This is a genomic window from Bradyrhizobium shewense (genome assembly GCF_900094605.1).
Taxonomy (GTDB): domain Bacteria; phylum Pseudomonadota; class Alphaproteobacteria; order Rhizobiales; family Xanthobacteraceae; genus Bradyrhizobium; species Bradyrhizobium shewense.
Genome location: NZ_FMAI01000004.1, coordinates 227,476 through 245,969 on the forward strand (window position 1 = coordinate 227,476; position 18,494 = coordinate 245,969).

At 59.0% G+C, this 18,494-nt stretch carries 11 protein-coding genes; 3 read left to right on the forward strand and 8 right to left on the reverse strand.

Annotation, left to right across the window (positions count from 1 at the left end; all coding sequences use genetic code 11):
- From GA0061098_RS10100 to GA0061098_RS10110, 3 genes are all read right to left on the reverse strand, one after another.
- The coding region (locus tag GA0061098_RS10100; protein WP_165637271.1) for a FecR family protein at window positions 1–1,694 on the reverse strand (1,694 nt) is incomplete at its 3' end.
- Between the two features lie 540 nt (window positions 1,695–2,234).
- Window positions 2,235–2,453 carry a hypothetical protein gene (locus GA0061098_RS10105; RefSeq protein WP_091956189.1) on the reverse strand — a complete coding sequence of 73 codons (219 nt, stop codon included), beginning with the start codon at window positions 2,451–2,453 and terminating at the stop codon, window positions 2,235–2,237.
- 305 nt (window positions 2,454–2,758) lie between these two features.
- Window positions 2,759–3,451 (reverse strand): hypothetical protein, encoded by a 693-nt coding sequence (locus GA0061098_RS10110; RefSeq protein WP_245323205.1) that lies wholly within the window; start codon window positions 3,449–3,451, stop codon window positions 2,759–2,761.
- A gap of 775 nt (window positions 3,452–4,226) precedes the next feature.
- On the opposite strand from GA0061098_RS10110, the gene GA0061098_RS10120 reads away from it, so the two are divergent.
- On the forward strand, window positions 4,227–10,097 hold the full coding sequence (locus GA0061098_RS10120) for an AAA family ATPase (protein ID WP_091956191.1): 5,871 nt from the start codon (window positions 4,227–4,229) through the stop codon (window positions 10,095–10,097).
- Between the two features lie 1,140 nt (window positions 10,098–11,237).
- Here GA0061098_RS10120 and GA0061098_RS10125 read toward each other — a convergent pair.
- The 4 genes from GA0061098_RS10125 to GA0061098_RS10140 form a co-directional block, all read right to left on the reverse strand.
- Complete coding sequence (locus GA0061098_RS10125; protein ID WP_091956192.1) at window positions 11,238–12,095, reverse strand: HD domain-containing protein; 858 nt, start codon at window positions 12,093–12,095, stop codon at window positions 11,238–11,240.
- Between the two features lie 547 nt (window positions 12,096–12,642).
- Window positions 12,643–12,831, reverse strand: a complete 189-nt coding sequence (locus tag GA0061098_RS10130; RefSeq protein WP_091956356.1) for a hypothetical protein — start codon at window positions 12,829–12,831, stop codon at window positions 12,643–12,645.
- Between the two features lie 327 nt (window positions 12,832–13,158).
- A complete protein-coding gene (locus GA0061098_RS10135; protein WP_091956193.1) occupies window positions 13,159–14,142 on the reverse strand; it encodes an ABC transporter substrate-binding protein in 984 nt (327 codons plus the stop codon).
- A gap of 449 nt (window positions 14,143–14,591) precedes the next feature.
- On the reverse strand, window positions 14,592–14,852 hold the full coding sequence (locus tag GA0061098_RS10140) for an H-NS histone family protein (protein WP_347337522.1): 261 nt from the start codon (window positions 14,850–14,852) through the stop codon (window positions 14,592–14,594).
- Between the two features lie 289 nt (window positions 14,853–15,141).
- Here GA0061098_RS10140 and GA0061098_RS10145 point away from each other — a divergent pair, with 289 nt between their 5' ends.
- Window positions 15,142–15,708: a transglutaminase-like cysteine peptidase gene (locus GA0061098_RS10145; RefSeq protein WP_091956357.1), complete on the forward strand. Its 567-nt coding sequence runs from the start codon at window positions 15,142–15,144 to the stop codon at window positions 15,706–15,708.
- Window positions 15,709–15,975: 267 nt separating this feature from the next.
- Complete coding sequence (gene gmd, locus GA0061098_RS10150) at window positions 15,976–17,067, forward strand: GDP-mannose 4,6-dehydratase (RefSeq protein ID WP_091956195.1); 1,092 nt, start codon at window positions 15,976–15,978, stop codon at window positions 17,065–17,067.
- A 91-nt stretch (window positions 17,068–17,158) separates the two neighbouring features.
- On the opposite strand, the gene GA0061098_RS10155 is transcribed toward gmd, so the two are convergent.
- Window positions 17,159–18,466, reverse strand: coding sequence for a WcaI family glycosyltransferase (locus GA0061098_RS10155; RefSeq protein WP_091956196.1), 1,308 nt, complete (start codon window positions 18,464–18,466; stop codon window positions 17,159–17,161).
- Between the last annotated feature and the right edge of the window lie 28 nt (window positions 18,467–18,494).

Consider the following 18,494-nt stretch of genomic DNA (forward strand, 5'->3'; position numbering starts at 1 on the left):
GTGGTGCTCCAGCTGCCGTTGCCCTGCACGATGGCGGTGCCGATCGTCGTGGCGCCATCCAGGATGGTGACGGTGGCGCCGGCATCGGCGACGCCGACCGTGCCGGTGATGGTCTGGCTCGCCTGGTTGACGGGTCCGCCCGCGCTGGTGATCGCGACCGCGGGTGCCGTCGTGTCGAGCGTGAAAACAACGGGCACGCTCGTTGTAACGTTGGCGCTAGGGTCCAAAGCCACGATGCTGTGGTCGCCATCACCAGCCAGTGTGACCGTCAGGCTCCAAACGCCGCCGGAGCCAACGGTAACGGTTCCAATCTGCGTCGTAACACCATTGTATGTGTCGTACAGCGTCACCGCGCTTCCAACGAAGGACGGATCAACTGTTCCGCTGATTGTTTGATTTCCTTGGTTGGTTGGACCGCCTGCGCTGCTGATAAGGACAGGTCCGAATGAAGCCACAACAACAGCTTGCGATGGGTCCAAAGTGGGGACGAGCGGTTTCGAGGCGGAGGCAGAAGTCCCCGCGATGGAAGCGAGGGTCACAACAACCGGAGTGATCGATCCCCCACCAGCTTGGCCTTTTATGTCGTCCCCAATAACGGTGGTTGGAGCTTCAGTGGGTGATGGTGGGGGGCTCCCGGCGAACTTCTGCAGCGACTTTGTGTCGACGTCTCCTCGCTTGCCGTCGCTAGGTGCCGGAGTGTCTGGAGCGATCTGTTTCCCGATATCGTAGGTCGTTAACACCTGTTGAAAAGCGTTGAACTCCTGCGCAACTTGCCCTGGGGTCTTGCTGACGGCTTGGGTGATCACCTCAAAATTCGCGGTTGGCGTGATGGTTAGCGATGGACCGTCGCTGGTCACTATCCCGATCGGATCCCCCGCAGTACAAACGCCTTGAAGCAAGTTCGTCGCTGGAACGCATTTGAAGACTTGTACGGAATGAACTCGGCCGTCTTGCTGATCAGCGACAGAGACCGAGACTTTCCCATCCACAGCATCGACGCTGAGAAGGACGGCAGTACCGCGAATTCCAATCGCGGCAGTAGGCGTCGCGACCTGCATGTCGCCGGTTTTCGCGACCTGCCCAGCGACGAAACTGGCGGCACCCTGGATGAGAGTGAACATCGAATGGTTCGTGCCACTCGTCAGACTGACTAAGGTGCCACTCGCACTACTCTGCCCCTCATACCCCAATTCGTTCAACATGAACCGAGCATTGGCGCTCAGGTTGAACGTGGTGCCGTCGATAAGGACGAGACCAATGGTAGAGCCGCTTCCAGTTTGCACGACATCGTTCTGATAAACGACATCCCCATTATTCGCCTCGATCGTAACGCCGTTGCGAACGATGCTGGCGCTTCCCGTTACGGTCGCGACACGGCCAATCACCTTTCCAGCAGCGGCATTACCTCCGGCTTGCGCAAAGGTTTGATAACCGGTGAGGGCTTCGACCACTCTCGCGTCGAGCAGCGCGCCGTCCGAGGAGCTGAGCGGCAAACGCTTCTCACCGAGAAAGTAATTGGGGATCGTGATCCGATGGTCAGAATCGGAAATGATGAGATCATGACCTGAACGTGCATAGTCCCCTGAGAACAGGAGATGCGCGTCCGAAATGATGAGTGCGCGAGCTGGGGCAGGCTTAGGGAAACTAAAGGACGCCCCAGCCATCTCAGACGTTTGGTTCAATGGGGTAGTCAAACCAGCGCCCCGCCCATAAATTTGCAAATTAAATAATTAAATGCTAATAACACCTCGTAAATTGAATTAAAAGAGATTTTTGATCTGGGCTAGAACGCTGAAAGCCTGCGGTGGTTTGGCCCGTGATAATCACGCTGGACCGAGTGTCCGTGGCTGACGATCCGAGACGACACGCGCTGGGTCCATTCGCATGGTGCAATCAAGAGGGCTTCATCGCCTGGATCTGTTGGAAGTGCGCCGTCAGCTGGTGCGCGCGCGCAATCGGCACTCCAGTGACAGGAGCATTGTGAGGCGCATCAACGGTCTGCTATGTCGAATTTATCACTTGGATGCGATCGACCCCCAAAGAGATCGGCGAATCCGCAAAGCCATTCAAGTTGTGCTGCGAGATACATCCAAGGACTAGTTGACCAAAGTCCCGCGCCCCGCCCCTTTATCATCCGCGATTGCTCGGCTGCGTTCACTCGCCACGCGTATCCTGCCACATCTCGGCCAGTGGACAATTGCGACAGACCGCGGGTTGACCGCTGCTTGCAGTTTTTACCGTTTGTCGCTGGGCGGTTGATCGCACGTCTTTTGGAGAGCGTTCACCGCCACGGCCATCTGAAGCGATAGCTGGTCCATGGCCGATCCTTCTTCAGCCAGGCGCTTCTCAATGTACTGCTGCTCAACGTCGGTCAACGCAGTTTCCAGCAGGCGCAAATACCGCTCAACATTCTTCCTATGGGTCTGCAAACGGACAATCGTTTCGTCGCTCATGTTCTATCCAAATAAGCAGCGGCGCAATATTGCAAAATAGCTCTGAAAAGCCGCTTCAAAAAACAAAAATATAATAACAGATTTAAAATGGCAGAAAAATTAATGCAGATCAAGTCTCAGTCTCGCGGTGAATTGCTTACAGTAGTCGGCATGCAGCTGCTCCCTGGGGTCCTTGCCCTCCTTGGCAGCCTTGGCGGAACGGGCTATTGGCCTCGATGGATTCGTTCCAGTAGCCGACGCGCGTGAAGATGTGCGAGGGCATATGCAAAGCGTGCGGCGCCACCGGCGCGATCTCGGAATAGCGCTTAGCAGCGTCGAGACCTTGTTCTGCGATCCCCGGACAGTCGTAGAGATGAGGTAATGCGCCACGCCGGGGTGGCGCGGCTGTCGCTTGAAGATCGGCTCCAGGATGGCAGCGCCCTTGAGCTGGTTGGCATAGTCTTGTCATTTGGTGACGCCGTGACGTTCAGCGTGATGGCGTAGGCGATCTGCGCCTCGTCGTCGTCGGGATAGCGCGCGGCGACGGCTTTGGTTGCCTTGGGATAGGCCTGCGCACGCTGGTCAAACGTCGTCGCTTCGTCGCCCGAATAAAAGGCCAGCAGCGCGTCGATATAGTCGCGCTCGCGTTGCCTCTTGGCGCCGAGTGCCCTGGCCTTCTGCAGCGCGGCGAGGCCCTCGGTGAGGATCTCCTTCGGCGCGGGAAAATGCGGATTGTACAATGGGCTGACGGCAATGCCCCAATAGGCGATCGCGCATTCCGGATCGGCCTGCAACGCCTCCTCGAAAATCACCTTCGCGGGCCGGTACCAGAACGAATGCTGATAGCGCATCCCGCGGTCAAAGCGCCGTTGTGCCACCTCGTTGCAGGAGGTCTGGAAGTGAACCTTGCCAAACTGCTCGTCGGTCCCGTCTTCCGCGCGGGCGGCAGGCGTGGCGGAGATCGAGTCCAAGGTAGCGAAAGTGAGAAGAGAGACGGTTCTCAAGGCGAGCGCGCGCATCGGCCCCTCCGTTTCTGTTCAGAACAAATTTGGTCGGATTGCGCTGATAAAAGTTGTGGCGCCGAAGTTCGTAGTGCTGAAATGGGCGATGGCAATTGCCGTTGTTGAAAGGATCTGCCCATTCGTGATGCGAGTCCATAGGAGGATTAGCGTTAGGGAGGCACGTCTGTCAGACTCCACCGCCCGCCAATGAAAATCCTGACGGATAGCGAAGCTAGCCCGCCATTCCACCCCACACCGATTTCCCGCCGGAATACTGGCAGGCGCTCCTCGACGATCCACGCTTCGGCCCGTCGGGCAAACTCTAGATGGCACCCGTAAATTTCCCAATGTCGCCTGCCTCGGGCCGGCGGCAACATGACAACATGAAAGCATCGAAGCCGAAGGAGTGGAGCGACCTCGAACGCAGGAAGCTTTCGGCAATGAGCCGCCGGCGGTACGGCGCGGCGGAGATTGCCGCGGCCCTTCGCCGGCATGTCGGCTCAGTCAAGCGGATGGCGCGAGAAATGGGGTTACTTCTGAGAAAATGACGATCGGACGAATTTCATCGATCTATTGCAAGACAGAACGCCTGTCCGCGTTCGACCGATGCCGCACCTAATCGGCAGCCAGAATTCAGGACCGCACCGTTGGTAGTCGAGCTTAGCTCGGCTGGCCACGCCGCTCCATCTGTGGCAAGCTCGATTTTATTCAACGAGCTCAACAGGTATCTCGCCACCCGACATCGGGTTCCGTAGAGGCCAGCAGTTGAACCCAGTCTTTCGGTTCGGCGCGCATGGACAGCGACTTCCAGGCGTTATTGGAGGACGACGACCGCATCTTTTGCCGGGCATCGCGCCAGGGCTCCGATGGTGGCCGCAAAACTGTGCTGGCCGTGCTTCCCGCCGAGCATGCCCCATCAACGAGCCGGGATCGCCTGGCTCACGAATATGCACTAAAGGACGAGCTCGACAGCGCGTGGGCCTTGCGGCCGCTCGAACTTGTCAGTGAGGGCGGCCGGCCCGTGCTGCTGCTCGAGGATCCCGGCGGCGAGCCGCTGGAGTGCCAGCTCCAAGCGCCTATGCAGGTTGGAACATTCCTGCATCTCGCCGTCCACATCACGGCGGCTCTTGGCAAGGTCCATCAGCGTGGGCTCGTGCACAAAGACATCAAGCCGCACAACATCATCGTGAATCGCGCGACCGGCGAAGTCAGACTCACGGGTTTCGGCATTGCCTCGCGACTCCCGCGCGAGCGCCAATCACCCGAACCGCCTGAAACCATCGCCGGCACCCTCGCCTATATGGCACCCGAGCAGACCGGACGAATGAACCGCTCGATCGACGCGCGCAGTGATCTATACGCGCTGGGCGTCACCTTCTATCAGATGCTCGCCGGCGCGCCCCCGTTTACCGCAGCCGATCCGATGGAATGGGTGCACTGCCATATCGCCAGGAGGCCTGTGCCACCCGCCCAGCGTCGGAAGCAAGTGCCCAATCTCCTTTCGGCCATCATCATGAAGCTGCTCGCCAAGACCGCCGAGGAGCGCTATCAGACCGCGGCCGGTCTGGAGAGCGATCTCCGGCGCTGCCTCGCCGCCTGGGAGGCTCGGCAGGGGATCGACGACTTCCCCCTGGGCGAGCGCGACATCCCGGACCGGCTGCTCATCCCCGAGACGCTCTATGGGCGCGCGCGAGACATCGAAGTCTTGCTCGCGGCCTTCGACCGTATGGTCCAGAGCGGCACGCCTGAGTTGGTGTTGGTCTCGGGATACGCCGGCATCGGCAAGTCAGCTGTCGTCAACGAGCTGCACAAGGTGCTGGTGCCCTCGCGCGGCCTGTTCGCCGACGGCAAATTCGACCAATACAAACGCGACATTCCCTATGCCACACTGGCGCAGGCGTTCCGCAGCCTGCTCCGGGGCCTTCTGGCGAAGAGTGAGGTCGAGCTGGCGCCCTGGCGCGATGCCCTGCACAAGGCGTTAGGCCCGAACGGCGGGCTTTTGGTGGACCTCGTCCCCGAGCTGAGGCTCATCATCGGCGAGCCGCCTCGGGTACCCGACCTGGCTCTGCAGGATGCGCAAAGGCGCTTCCACCAAGTGGTGCGGCACTTCATCGGCGTGTTCGCGCGACCGGAGCATCCACTGGCGCTATTCCTCGACGACCTGCAATGGCTAGACTCGGCGACGCTGGACCTGCTCGAGGATCTGCTGACTCAGGCGGATGTGAGCCATCTGCTGATGATCGGCGCTTACCGCGATAACGAGCTCGACGCCGCGCATCCTCTGCGGCGCAAGATCGCCGCCATCAAGAATTGCAGCGGCATCGTTGAGGAGATCGCGCTAGCGCCGCTTGCCACCGAGCACGTCGGGCAGCTGATCGCCGACTCGTTGCGTTGCGCGCCGAGTTATGCCGCGTCCCTGGTGCAGATAGTGCAGGAGAAAGCGGGCGGCAATCCGTTCTTCGCCATCCAGTTTCTTTACGAGCTCGTCGAGGAGCGTTTGCTTGCGTTCGATCATACGTCGTCGTGCTGGACGTGGGATCTCGATCTCATTCGCGCCAAGGGCTATACCGACAATGTGGTGGACCTCATGGTCGGCAAACTCGCGCGCCTTCCGGCCGACACGCAGGCAGCGTTGCAGCAGCTCGCCTGTCTCGGTAACACCGCCACGATCACGCTGTTGGCCCTTGTTCTGGGAAGATCGGCGGCTGAAGTCGACGCAGCGCTGTGGGAAGCCGCGCACGAGGAGCTGGTCGAGCGACGGCAAGGCTATTACAGATTCACCCACGACCGGGTGCAGGAAGCCGCCTATTCAAGCAAACCGGAAGCCGAGCGTGCGGAAGCCCATCTCGCCATCGGCCGGCTGCTCGTGGCGAATACTCCCACAGAACAGCACGGGGACGTGATCTTCGACATTGTCAATCAGCTCAACCGCGGCGTTGCGTTGATCACCTCACGAGACGAACAAGCGAAGCTGACCGAGCTCAACCTGCTCGCAGCCAAGCGCGCCAAAGCGTCCACCGCCTACGACTCGGCACTGACTTATCTCAATGCCGGCGCGGCACTGTTGCTGGAGGATTGCTGGGAGAGCAGGCATGAACTTGCCTTCTCGCTGGAGATCAACCGGGCAGAATGCGAGTTTCTGACCGGCGCGCTGGCGGAAGCGGAGCGACGCCTGATGGCTCTCTCAGCCCGCGCGGCCGGCCCTGTCGAGTTAGCCACGGTCTCATGCCTGCGTATCGACCTGTACACGAGGCTCGATCGGAGTAGCGATGCAATTGCTGTTGCTCTCGATTACCTCCGCCACCTGACCATCGACTGGCCAGCCCATCCGACGGAGCAGGAGGCGCGAGGTGAATACGACCGCGTCCGGTCCCAACTTGGCGGGCGCCGCATCGAAGCTCTGATCGAACTGCCCTTGATGAGTGATCCGGTGTCTCTCGCGACTCTGGGCGTGCTGACCAGGCTGCTGCCGCCTGCACTATTCACGGATTTGAATCTCTTTTCCTTGACCGTTTGTCGAGCGGTTAATCTCAGCCTTGAGCACGGAAACTGCGATGCCTCGTGCGTTGCCTATATGAGGCTTGGCATGATTGCCGGTCCTCGCTTCGGCGACTACGAGGCGGGATTTGGATTTGGTCTGCTCGGATATGAATTGGTCGAACGGCGCGGATTGACGCGACTTCATGCGCAGACCTATATGCTCTTCGGAGCGCACCTCGCGCCATGGACGCGACATGTCCGGAGTGCGCGTGATTCGCTGCTTCGGGCTTTCGACGTCGCAAACAAAACCGGCGATCTCACGTTCGCCGCGTACGCCCGCGTCAATCTGAATTCGAATCTGCTCGCGGCTGGTGACCCGCTCGCCGAGGTGCAACGCGAAGTCGAGAGTGGCCTCGCGTTTGCGAAAACGGCACAGTTCGGGCTGGTCGTTGACGTTGTCGTCAGCCAACTGCAGCTCATCCGGACCCTGCGGGGGCTGACGTCGAAATTCGGCTCCTTCGACGATGAGCAGTTTGAAGAGCTTGAGGCGGAGCGCCGGTTCGCCGAGAATGCCAACCTCATGCGAGCGGACTGCTGGTATTGGATCCGAAAGCAGCAGGCGCGCTTTTTTGCAGGCGACTACGCGGCTGCGATTGAGGCGTCACAAAGGGCGCAGCGGCTGCTGTGGACGTCTATATCGCAGCTCGAAACTGCCGAATACGAATTCTATGGTGCATTGTCCCTCGCGATGGCCTGCGCCTCCGCCGCGCCTGCCCAGCACCGGGAGTACCTCGCGGCACTGGCGGCGCACCGGCGACAGATCCAAATCTGGGCAAAGAATTGTCCGGAGAATTTCGAGAATCGCGCTGCGCTTGTCGAGGCGGAGGTCGCCCGCTTGGAGGGCCGCGAGCTCGATGCCGAGCGCCTCTATGAACACGCTATCCGCTCGGCCCGCGCCAATGGCTTTGTTCAAAACGACGCGCTTGCCAACGAACTCGCCGCGCGCTTCTACGCGGCGCGCGGGTTTGAGAGAATCGCTCGAGCGTACTTGGCCGACGCTCGGCGTGCTTATCTGCGGTGGGGGGCTGATGGCAAGGTGCGGCAACTCGACCGCGTCTATGCCCACCTGGCAGAGGAAACAGCGGCGCCCGGCCCTACGAGCACGATCGGGACCCCCCTTGAGCAGCTCGACCTCGCCACCGTCATCAAGTTGTCGCAAGCGGTCTCGGGCGCAATCGTCCGGGAGAAGCTGCTCATCACCGTCATGCGCACCGCTATCGAGCACGCGGGCGCCGAGCGCGGCCTGTTGGTTCTCTCGCACGGGGCCGAGTTGCGAATTGCCGCCGAAGCGACCACCGACGGCGACACGGTCGTCGTGCAGCTGCGCGACGAGCCCGTGACTGCGGCGCTCCTGCCGGAGGCGATCCTCCACTACATCTTGCGTACGCGGGAGAGCATCATTCTCGATGATGCCGCAGCCCAGAAACCGTTTTCAGCGGATCCCTACATCATTCAGCGCCGAGCGCGCTCCGTGCTCGGGCTGCCGGTGATCGCTCATGCCAATTTCACCGGCGTGCTGTACCTGGAAAACAATCTGGCTGCGCACGTCTTCGCGCCGGGTCGGATCGCGGTGCTAAAGCTGCTCGCCTCGCAGGCGGCAATCGCGCTGGAGAACGCTCACTTGTACCAGGATCTCGCAGAACGCGAGGCTAGGATTCGGCGCCTGGTCGAGGCCAACATCATCGGGATTATCATCTGGGAGCTTGGAGGTCGGATTCTGGAGGCGAATGATGCGTTTCTCCGCATCGTGGGATACGATCGCGAGGATCTCATTTCGGGCCGCCTACGCTGGACTGACCTTACACCGCCGGAGTGGCTCGACCGCCACACGCGATTGTGGATCCCGGAGCTAAAGATGATGGGGAGCGTGCAGCCGTTCGAGAAGGAATATTTCCGCAAGGACGGCAGCCGCGTCCCCGTGTTGATCGGCATGGCTGCATTCGACGAGCGACGAGAACACGGCGTCTCTTTTGTCGTCGACCTGACCGAGCGCAAGCGGTCGGAAGAGGCTCTGCGGCAGAGCGAGGAGCGCTTTCGCACCCTTGTACAATTCTCCTTCGACGTGTACTGGGAATCCGATGCGCAGCATCGCCTCACCCGCCAGGAGTTCGGCGAGGGTCTTGCCGACGCGCCGGCGCCTGGCTCCGAAATGGGGAAGACGTGGTGGGAAGTGCCCTATTTGGAGCCCGACGCGGAGGCCTGGCGCAAGCACCGGGAGACTCTCGATGCCCACCTGCCGTTCCGTGATTTCGAGCTGGCGCGGCCTACGCCTGACGGCGGCAAACGCTACATGTCCATCTCGGGGCTGCCGGTCCTCGACAATGCAGGGCGCTTCATCGGTTACCGCGGCGTCGGACGGGACACCACCGAGCGCAAGCGGGCCGAAGAGACCTTGCGGGAGGCGCAAAGGGAATTGGCGCATGCGAACCGCCTCGCCACCATGGGTGAGCTCACGGCCTCGATCGCCCATGAAGTAAGCCAGCCGATCGCTGGCGCATCGATGAATGCCGATGCCGCCCTGCATTTCCTGGACAGAAACCCGCCGGATGTCGGGAGAGCCAGGGACACGCTCGGTTATGTTGTGAACGATACTGATCGAGCCCGCGACATCATCGGGCGGATACGTGATCTCATCAAAAAAGCACCGCCACGGAAGGATCGGTTGGATATCAACGAGGCGATCCGGGACGTGATCGAGCTCGCCCGCAGCGAAGCGGTGAAGAACGACGTCGCGATGCAGACGGAACTCGGAGACGGTTTGCCACTCGTCGAAGGTGATCGCGTCCAATTGCAGCAAGTGATCCTCAACCTGATCGTCAATGCCATCCAAGCCATGGGCACGGTCGCGAGGGGATCGCGAAGCGTGCTCATTACGACCGCTCGGGCCGAATCTGACGGCATTATCGTCGCGGTGAAGGATTCGGGACCAGGATTGGTCCCGGACGCTCTCAAGCGCATCTTCGACCCCTTTTACACGACGAAGCCTGGCGGTCTGGGGATGGGACTGTCGATCTGCCGCTCGATCATCGAAGCGCATGCCGGGCGCCTGTGGGTGACCTCCAATGCGCCCTATGGCGCGACTTTCCACTTCACGGTGCCAGCCCATCCGGGCAGCGCGTCCTGACGATCCCGCATGGTTGCTTTTGAAACCCCGCTCCGGCGTTCACGCCAGTTCCGATGTGTCAATCTGGAGTGGGCCCTGGGGATTGATGAAGACGCCCTCGTGGCGCCGCGCCAGCAGACGCTCCAAGTTTGTCGGCAATAACTTGCTCCCCTGCCGATGCGAGCACGTCAAGGTGTTCAGCCAATCTGGCAAACAACTCGCGCTTCTTGGGATCAGTCGCCAAGTCGCGGATAAGGGCGGCACTCAGCGGCGCCTCGGCGAAGCTTCTCGGACTGGGCCTGAAGGTCTCATAGCCAGCCGCCATGTTCCTTTGTTGGAACATTACAAATAGTTGTCCCGGTCACAAGTGAACACAGCGATTTCGCCGACTGGGACTAGCCTCAATTGCGTGGCGCTCCTCAGCGCCATCCGTCGGACCGCCTTGGCCCCGCACTGTCCCCTCCAGCCCCCAAGGGGCCAAGGCTGGCCCGAGGGGGCTTGCAGCATCAAGGTGAGAGCCTGCCATCCCGATCGTTAGGAGCGATGCCGCGAATTGGGAAACGCAAGAGCTCAGGCAAGTGATCGCACGGCAGCTCAGCAGAGCAGCAGATGGGGAGTGCCCACGCTGCGCTTCACATTGATCCAACCTCAACGCGTGGGGACGCGCCCGGACGGCGGCGGGAGAAAGAGTTCGTTAGCTTTCTTGTGGCTTGCTGGGAGCGTGCCGATTACCGCTGATTACGGCACACGGAATGGGAATGTCGGCCCCGGCTGTTTCTCCCAACCTGCGGCTGGGGCCGTTTTGAACTTTCGCTGCATCGTTCAACCCGGTCCACAACCATGTTTAGAGGCATTGCCATCGCGCTATTTGGATTGGGCATCTTTTCGCAGCTTGATCGAGCGTTCTTCTATGGTCGCAATACCGACGCCGCGCTCAAGCTTGCGCGGGAGATTGGCCGAGGCTTTGGGCTGTAGGTCGGCCACGCTCCCCTCAAGATCGCTCGGGGACTACTTCTTCATCAATATTGGTCACTTGCGGACTTTCGGCCAAACGACAACGGACGTCAGCACGCGCCTAGAGCCGCCGCTATGTCAGCTATCGTCAGTTCTGAGCGTCGGGGGATTGATCGGAATCAACCCGAAATCACAGTATTGGAACGCCTATAGCTCCGGACCAGAAAGTCCCACCTCTCGCTCAGCGCGAAGGACGTTGCCATAGAGACTGCCGATCCATTGTCTTCCGCTCGAGGTTACATTCAAATAGCGGATGGCAGTTTGGACGTGCGGTGCGACCTTGGTCCAGTAGAACTGAGGATATTTGTACACCACGTCCGCGGGCGTGGTGTATCCGAGCGACTTGTTGAGTCCTATCTCCTCGAACTCGTAGAACAGCGCATTTGATTTCTTCATGTAATTCGGATCGCCGAGCTGACCGATCAGGTCGGCGGCGCGAAGCAACAAACCTTCCTCTTCGTCAAGATCATCCTTGAGTTCGTTCGCTGATGCGTCTGCATAAGGAAAACGAGTGTATTCGATGGCTTGGGTAACGCGAGCAGCGTCAATTTCGTCAACTGCGTCGAGACGCTCCATGGCGAATAATTTTGAGCGGTCGACATGATAGGGCGCAAGCGCTGCATCGGAAGAGCCGATCGGTAACTCAACCGTTCGGCCGGTACCATCAACCACATAGGCACCGTCCTGGTCTCCGTGAACTATTCCCCGAACGTAGCCAATATCGTGAAGCAGGCACGCCAGGATGAAGTGAGCATAGTCACCAGCCGTCGTTGGCCTAAGAAGGGAGCGCCCGATCAGGATGTCATGCCCCACCAGCGTGACCAACAAGGTGTGCTCGACGTTGTGGTAGAGTGCATCGCTGTTACCAATACATTCCAGGGCCAGCTTTGCTGCATAGGGCAGCAATTCCGGCAAGCTCGCGTGGGACGAGCCGAAGCGACCGCTTGTCTCCGAGATCAGGAACGCACCAAGAGCCTGGGACGTCAGTTCTGGGATTGTTATCATGAGCAATCTCTCACTTTGGCGCCGAACCTTCAGGAGGCCTTCTGCAGGATCGGGAGGAGAGGACGACTTTAATAGTTTGAAGCCAAAGGATGGGCGATAATTGACATAGATCAACAGCAGCGACGCCGCACTACGCATGTGCCCAGTAGCGACTTCCTCTGAGGGTCACACGCGGCGGTCAGGAAGCCCTAGCCCGCGTCCGCTCTGCCTCCCAAAACCGACATTGCGAATGCCTCGGCCCGGTTCGGCTAAGGGCCAGAAAAGAATCCCAACCTGTCCTGCCCACGTTCACTTCGCCGGGAGCGAACATCGAGGTCGAGGCGCCCGACGTCAGCTTCGGCCCCCATCAAAAGGTACGGGAGAGGTCTCCGCGGCAGCCGATCTTCGGGGAGTGTTTAGGCGCGATTCACGCGCGGATCGCCTCATTCTCAAGCCCAAAAAAAGAACGAGTAGTTAGCGAGGGCGCATGTAGCCCTCGTGAGTAAAGGCCTCCAGCGTCATTGCGGCAGACCCGCTCGGAAACGCCGCGCCGAGTCTGCTCTTTCATTTACCCCTTTTGTTTTTCTTCTGCGCTTTTTCCATCGGAGCTTTCAGAGCGCCCTTCGAAGCGATCAGCGCCCTTGGCTAGATCGTGCCCCGTCTTGCTCTCGTTTTTCGCTTCTTCCTTGGCAGTTGCCTCGCGCAAGCCTTCAGCGGCCCGTTCCCCCGCCTTTGATGATTTTCGTTCGTCATCCATTTGCTGCTCCTTACCGATAAAGACACTCGTCCAGGAATACTTCCTTGTCTCTCTCATCAGCCGCAACAATTTCCAATCAGATCGCCCGGACATTGTTCCAGTTCCGTTGAAGCTAGGTGCGCTTCCTGGCGTAAACCTCAGTCGAGCGCGGTCCACGTTCCCTAATCAGCGCAAAGCCGATATCGAAGTTACAAACAGTATGCCCGCCCTGGGTTAATCGTGTCGATCTAGTCGCGTTCTCGGCACGTCTGGGGTTGCCTTAACTGCTGACATGCCGAGCTGAACCGCGATCTTCGTCTCAGGGCTAGGAGCATAAGCATGACTTCGTCATTCGATCACTTCGTCGGCGCGAGCGAGGAGATAGGGCGGGATAGTAAGGCCGATGTTCTTTGCTGTTTTGATATTTATCGCCAACTCGAATCTAGTCGGCTGTTCAATCGGAAGGTCGGCGGGTCGAGCGCCGCTCAGAATTTTAGCTGTGTAATCGGCAAGCTGACGCTGAACATCGGTAATGCGTGGCGAATAACTCATAAGTCCGCCGGATTTGACGAAGAACGACCATTCATAAGTCGCGGGGATCCGATACTGCTCGCACAACGCTGCGAGTTGCTCTCGGCGTGCAATATAGAATGCATCTGGACTGACAAGAAGCGCGGCATGCTTCCGGTTTCTGATTTCGCCGAAGGCAGCAGAAATTTGCTCGTCGGTGCTCGCCTTCAGGACGCGAATTTGTCGGCCAAGCGACTTGGCCGCAGCTTCGGCATCCGATACCACTACATTCGCGTTTGGATTCGTTGGATTTACCAGCATAGCGATTGTTCCGCCTCCCGGTGTCAACTCTGCCAATAACTCAAGTCGCTTGGCGGTCAGTTGCGGAGTGTACATGCTCACGCCAGTCGCGTTTCCTCCCGGCCTGTTCAAACTGGAAACAACGCCAAGAAGTACCGGGTCCATGGCAATTGCAAACACGATCGGAATCGTCTTAGTCGCTTTCGTTGTCGCCAAGACTCCGTTTGTACCAGTGGCAGCGACGATCACTCGAACGCGATCCTGAATCAGGTCTGCGATCAATTCCGGAAAGCGATCATACTTTCCATCAGCGAAGCGGTACTCGATTGTGACGTTCTGGCCTTCTACAAGGCCCCTGGTGCGGAGACCATCCCGAAAGGCGACGAGCAACTCCCTACTTTTGTCGGCCGAGTCGAAGCCAAGATAGCCAATTGTTGGAAGTGCGCCCTTTTGCGCGTATGCCGCGCAAGGGGAGACAATTGCCGCGACGCTGAAAAGCGCAATCAATCCTCGCCACTTCATGGGCAGGCCCTCAAAGTCGTAAGTGCAGGCGGCTAAGTGAGTATAGGTCAGCTGTTCGTCGCGCGCGACGCAGATTGTCGCGCGTCGAGAAATACCGCATCGCAATGGGAGCGAGATTATAAGGAGCTGAGGTCTGCTCAGGGTCACAGGTGGACGAACGAAGCTAGGCCGGCAAGTGTCCGTTCTCCCGTTGAAGCGGACCCTTGCTCCGCGCTCAACCGGGCAGCTTCGGGCCAAAGACTGACATCGTCAGGGCCTTCCGCCGGCCCCCATCCTATCGCTCGTTTGCCCGCTCACGCGTGTCGCTGAAGGCCCCGACGCGGAATTGCTGGCTTCCCCGGGGAGCTTGCTCACCACCACATAACAAAAGCCCCGGGCGACGCCGGGGCTTTGAGCTGCTTACCTTGATCAGGCGGGCAGATCAGTATTTCGCGTTTCCGACGCGATCGCTACCCACCGCTCAATTTTGTCTGGCGCTTTTGAACCGAAGCCCGCTCGATGAGGAAATCGTCTAACTGCCGACCGCCTCGGAGCTGCGGTTGCAACCATCGCGGTAGCCTGCCGCGACCGGACCATGTCTCCGACGGGTGCTTCGGATTTCGGTATTTGGGACGAACGGGCGGGTATGGACGGCGATTACGCTCGAACCTTGTGGCCTTATCGGCTAGCCAAATCCTGTGGAGCCGTTCCTCCAACTGTGCTTTTTGCACCAAGGTTTACGTCACGTTCCGGCGAAGAGGACATCCGGACGAGGTCTTGCACGGACCCTAGCTTCATTCCGCAAGCAGCTTCATACGACCGAGCGGGAGGAGACACCTCCAAATCTTGCAGGTGTTCGAGGCCACAGACCCCTATACCGTGGCAGCCTTCACCTCGTTCAGATCAAGCGCGCGCACGCTGCTCCACGATTGTGCATCGATTGCCTCACAATTGTCATGGCGCTTCCATCGCATCGCAATATACTTCGCCTAGCAATCAGAAATGTCAGGCGAACCTTCGATGATCAGGCATGCAGCCCGCATGCTGGCCATAATGTATTGCGTCTGCAGCCAGCCCGCCTATTCGAACTACGAATCCCAAGCGGTGACACCACCGCTGTCATTCTCACAATTTTGCATTCAATATCCCGAGGACTGCCGGCGCCAGGACGATCGCAGAATCCAAGACTTCCGCTCCTCAATCCAACGTTGGCGAGAACTCGCGCAGATCAATTCAACGGTGAACTTCGGCATAGCGCCGAAGGATCCGCCCGCAAGCCGACGCGACGCGGAATGGCAGATATTCCCTGATGAGGGCAATTGCGGCGACTATGCCGTCACCAAGCGCCATCTGCTGTTGCGATCCGGCTGGCCCAGCTCGGCCCTCCTTCTCGCCGAGGTCGTCGTCCGAGCGACTGGAGAGCACCATCTTGTGCTGCTCGTGCGTGAGGGAAGAGCAGTCCTCGTACTCGATAATCTGAGTCCAGTGGTCACGCCGCTTGTGGATGCTTTGGATCGGTTCACTATCCTGCGTGCGGAGTCGGGAGCGGATCCACAACGGTGGACACGGGAAGTCGCGACCTTCTAGCTGGCCTTCCGATCAACGGGGCCAAGCCTCATACGGGCATAAGATCCGATCTAGTTTTTTCCGCGATTTGAAGGCTCCTCGCCGGGCTACGGTTAAACGAGGGACGGACACCCTGAGGGGCACTGCGCCTCGCACGTACTCGGAGGAAATCTTTGGCGCGCCGGCTGGAGCCAGACGCTGTTAATCTAAGCTTGATTTTCGCTCTATTTCGCCCTCCCTAACCAGGTCAATTTCGTGTAAGCACCAATTTCCATTTTTGGGACTGATATGACAAAGAAACGAGCACTTATTACCGGCGTCACTGGCCAGGACGGCGCCTATTTGGCCGAACTTCTTTTGCAGAAGGGATACGAGGTCCACGGCATCAAGCGCCGGACCTCGCTGTTCAACACTGATCGCATCGATCATCTGTATCTCGATCCGCACGAGCCCGATCCGCCCTTCCGGCTTCACTATGGCGATCTGACGGACTCCTCGAGCCTGATCCGGATCGTCGGCCAGGTGCAGCCCGACGAGATCTACAATCTCGCTGCGCAAAGTCACGTGGCCGTTTCATTCGAGGAGCCGGAGTATACAGCGAACTCCGACGGCCTGGGCACACTTCGAATTCTCGAGGCCATGCGGATCGTTGGGCTGGAAAAGACGACCCGATTTTACCAGGCATCGACATCGGAACTGTACGGTCTGGTCCAGGAAATCCCGCAAAAGGAGACCACTCCTTTCTACCCGCGTTCGCCGTACGCCGTCGCCAAGCTCTATGCTTACTGGATCACGGTCAATTACCGTGAAGCTTACGGGATGTATGCCTGCAACGGCATTCTCTTCAATCACGAATCTCCCGTCCGGGGTGAGACTTTCGTCACCCGAAAAATCACGCGGGCATTGGCCCGGATCCATCTGGGCCTGCAGCAGCGGTTGTATCTCGGCAATCTCGATGCATTGCGCGATTGGGGACACGCGCGCGACTATGTCGAGATGCAGTGGCTTATGCTGCAACAAGAAAAGCCGGAAGATTTCGTCATCGCGACCGGTGTTCAACATTCGGTTCGAGATTTCGTTAACGTGGCGGCGAGCGAAGTCGGCATGCAGATCCGATGGGAGGGGGCCGGCGTCGACGAGAAGGGTTACAATGTTGCAAACGGAAAATGCGTGGTGTCGGTCGACCCGCGCTATTTCCGCCCAACAGAGGTCGCCACTTTGCTTGGCGATCCGTCCAAGGCGAAAGAAAGACTCGGCTGGCAGCCCCAGACCTCATTCGAGAGCCTCGTTCGCGAGATGATGAAGGAAGATCTCGAATCCGCAAAACGCGATGAGCTGATTAAGCAGCACGGCTTTAGGTATTTCCCGCGCCACGAGTAGTCCTGGCAGATCGGCCAGCAAGGCAAAAGCCAAATGAGCGCCCATCGCGGCGCTCATTTTTTTGGACGACAACGAATTGAGATCAGATGCTTTAAGGTGACCGAACGGCATCCTCCACGGGAAGCCCAATGTCGCCAGCAGCGTTTTTCGAGTCGACATTCTTCTGCGCTGTCGCACTGCCCTGCCCTGCCATGGCCTCCGACCACCGGTGCACAATTGCGCGTCGATCCCAACGATCAAGCGCGCGCCTTCTTCCTTCTTCGCCGTAATGCTCACGGAGAGCCGGCGCCTCGCTGAGCTGGCAAATTGCAAGCTCAAGCGCGGACGAATCTCCGGGTGGAATCACCAGGCCTGCATCCGTGACTTCCGCCGCAAGGCCCGTGCCTTCTTCAGCCATCGCAATGACCGGCCGAGCTGACGCGAAGATCGCGCCAAGCTTGGAGGGCAACACCAGATCGGCGGCCTCGGCTTTCTGCGGGATCAGATGAAAATCGGCCGTGGCCATCAATTGATTGAAACTTTCGTTGGGCTGAAGCCCGAGAAAATGGACATTGCGACGTCCGGCAGCGAGCTGCTCCAGCCTCATTTTATGTGGCCCCTCGCCTGCAAGGATGAAGTGGATATGAGGATGGCTCTCCTCCAAACCGATCGCAGCCTCGATCACGAGTTCAAGGCCTTGCTTGTTCGACATTGTTCCGGAGTAGAGCGCAACGATATCGGCCGCGCCCAGCTTTAGCTGCTGACGGTATTTGGTCATTCGCGAACCCGGGCAGATCGCGTTGGTGTCAATCCAGTTTCTCACCTCGGCTGTCTTGTCAGGACTCAACCCCTTGATTCTCAACCGGTCCACCATCGCTTGAGAGATGGTGGAAACATGGTCGAACGATTTGAGGATCGCGGCTTCGGCTCGAAGCATCCATTTTCGCAAGTTAGGATTGCGTAGCAGACCAAGATCAAATGCAGCGTCCACCTCGAAGTCCTGCACATGAAGCCATGATTTGGCACCGACGCAACGAGCGACGAATGAGACGAAGGCAGCCGACATTAATGATGGTGCGACGGCGATCATAACGTCGGGGCGCCAGGATAGCGCCTCAACGAGGACCGGCGCCCCGCTCGTAAGCGCGAATGAAGCGTGATGAACCAACCGCTTGGCGCCCGAGGGATGTTCGGGCACATAAATCGGCGTACGGGTCACGCGAACGCCGTGAATGTCTCTCGACCTGAAGTACGACGACTTGAACGCCGGGGGAATCTTCCAGGCTGGATAATACGGAGGTGCCGTAATGACCCTGACTTCATGACCTTCGGCGGCCAAACTTTCGCAGAGCTCAGCGTTGTATTTTGCCACACCGATCAGATCGGGGGCATAGTTGATGCCGACCAAGAGAACACGCATAAAGCCCCGCCCAAATCAAAAGTTCAGA

What these genes read in the sequence shown, in the direction of transcription:
- GA0061098_RS10105 (WP_091956189.1), bottom strand. Translation starts at nt 2,453, where the DNA reads ATGAGCGACGAAACGATTGTCCGTTTGCAGACCCATAGGAAGAATGTT.
- GA0061098_RS10110 (WP_245323205.1), bottom strand. Translation starts at nt 3,451, where the DNA reads ATGCGCGCGCTCGCCTTGAGAACCGTCTCTCTTCTCACTTTCGCTACC.
- GA0061098_RS10120 (WP_091956191.1), top strand. Translation starts at nt 4,227, where the DNA reads ATGGACAGCGACTTCCAGGCGTTATTGGAGGACGACGACCGCATCTTT.
- GA0061098_RS10125 (WP_091956192.1), bottom strand. Translation starts at nt 12,095, where the DNA reads ATGATAACAATCCCAGAACTGACGTCCCAGGCTCTTGGTGCGTTCCTG.
- GA0061098_RS10130 (WP_091956356.1), bottom strand. Translation starts at nt 12,831, where the DNA reads ATGGATGACGAACGAAAATCATCAAAGGCGGGGGAACGGGCCGCTGAA.
- GA0061098_RS10135 (WP_091956193.1), bottom strand. Translation starts at nt 14,142, where the DNA reads ATGAAGTGGCGAGGATTGATTGCGCTTTTCAGCGTCGCGGCAATTGTC.
- GA0061098_RS10145 (WP_091956357.1), top strand. Translation starts at nt 15,142, where the DNA reads ATGATCAGGCATGCAGCCCGCATGCTGGCCATAATGTATTGCGTCTGC.
- gmd (WP_091956195.1), top strand. Translation starts at nt 15,976, where the DNA reads ATGACAAAGAAACGAGCACTTATTACCGGCGTCACTGGCCAGGACGGC.
- GA0061098_RS10155 (WP_091956196.1), bottom strand. Translation starts at nt 18,466, where the DNA reads ATGCGTGTTCTCTTGGTCGGCATCAACTATGCCCCCGATCTGATCGGT.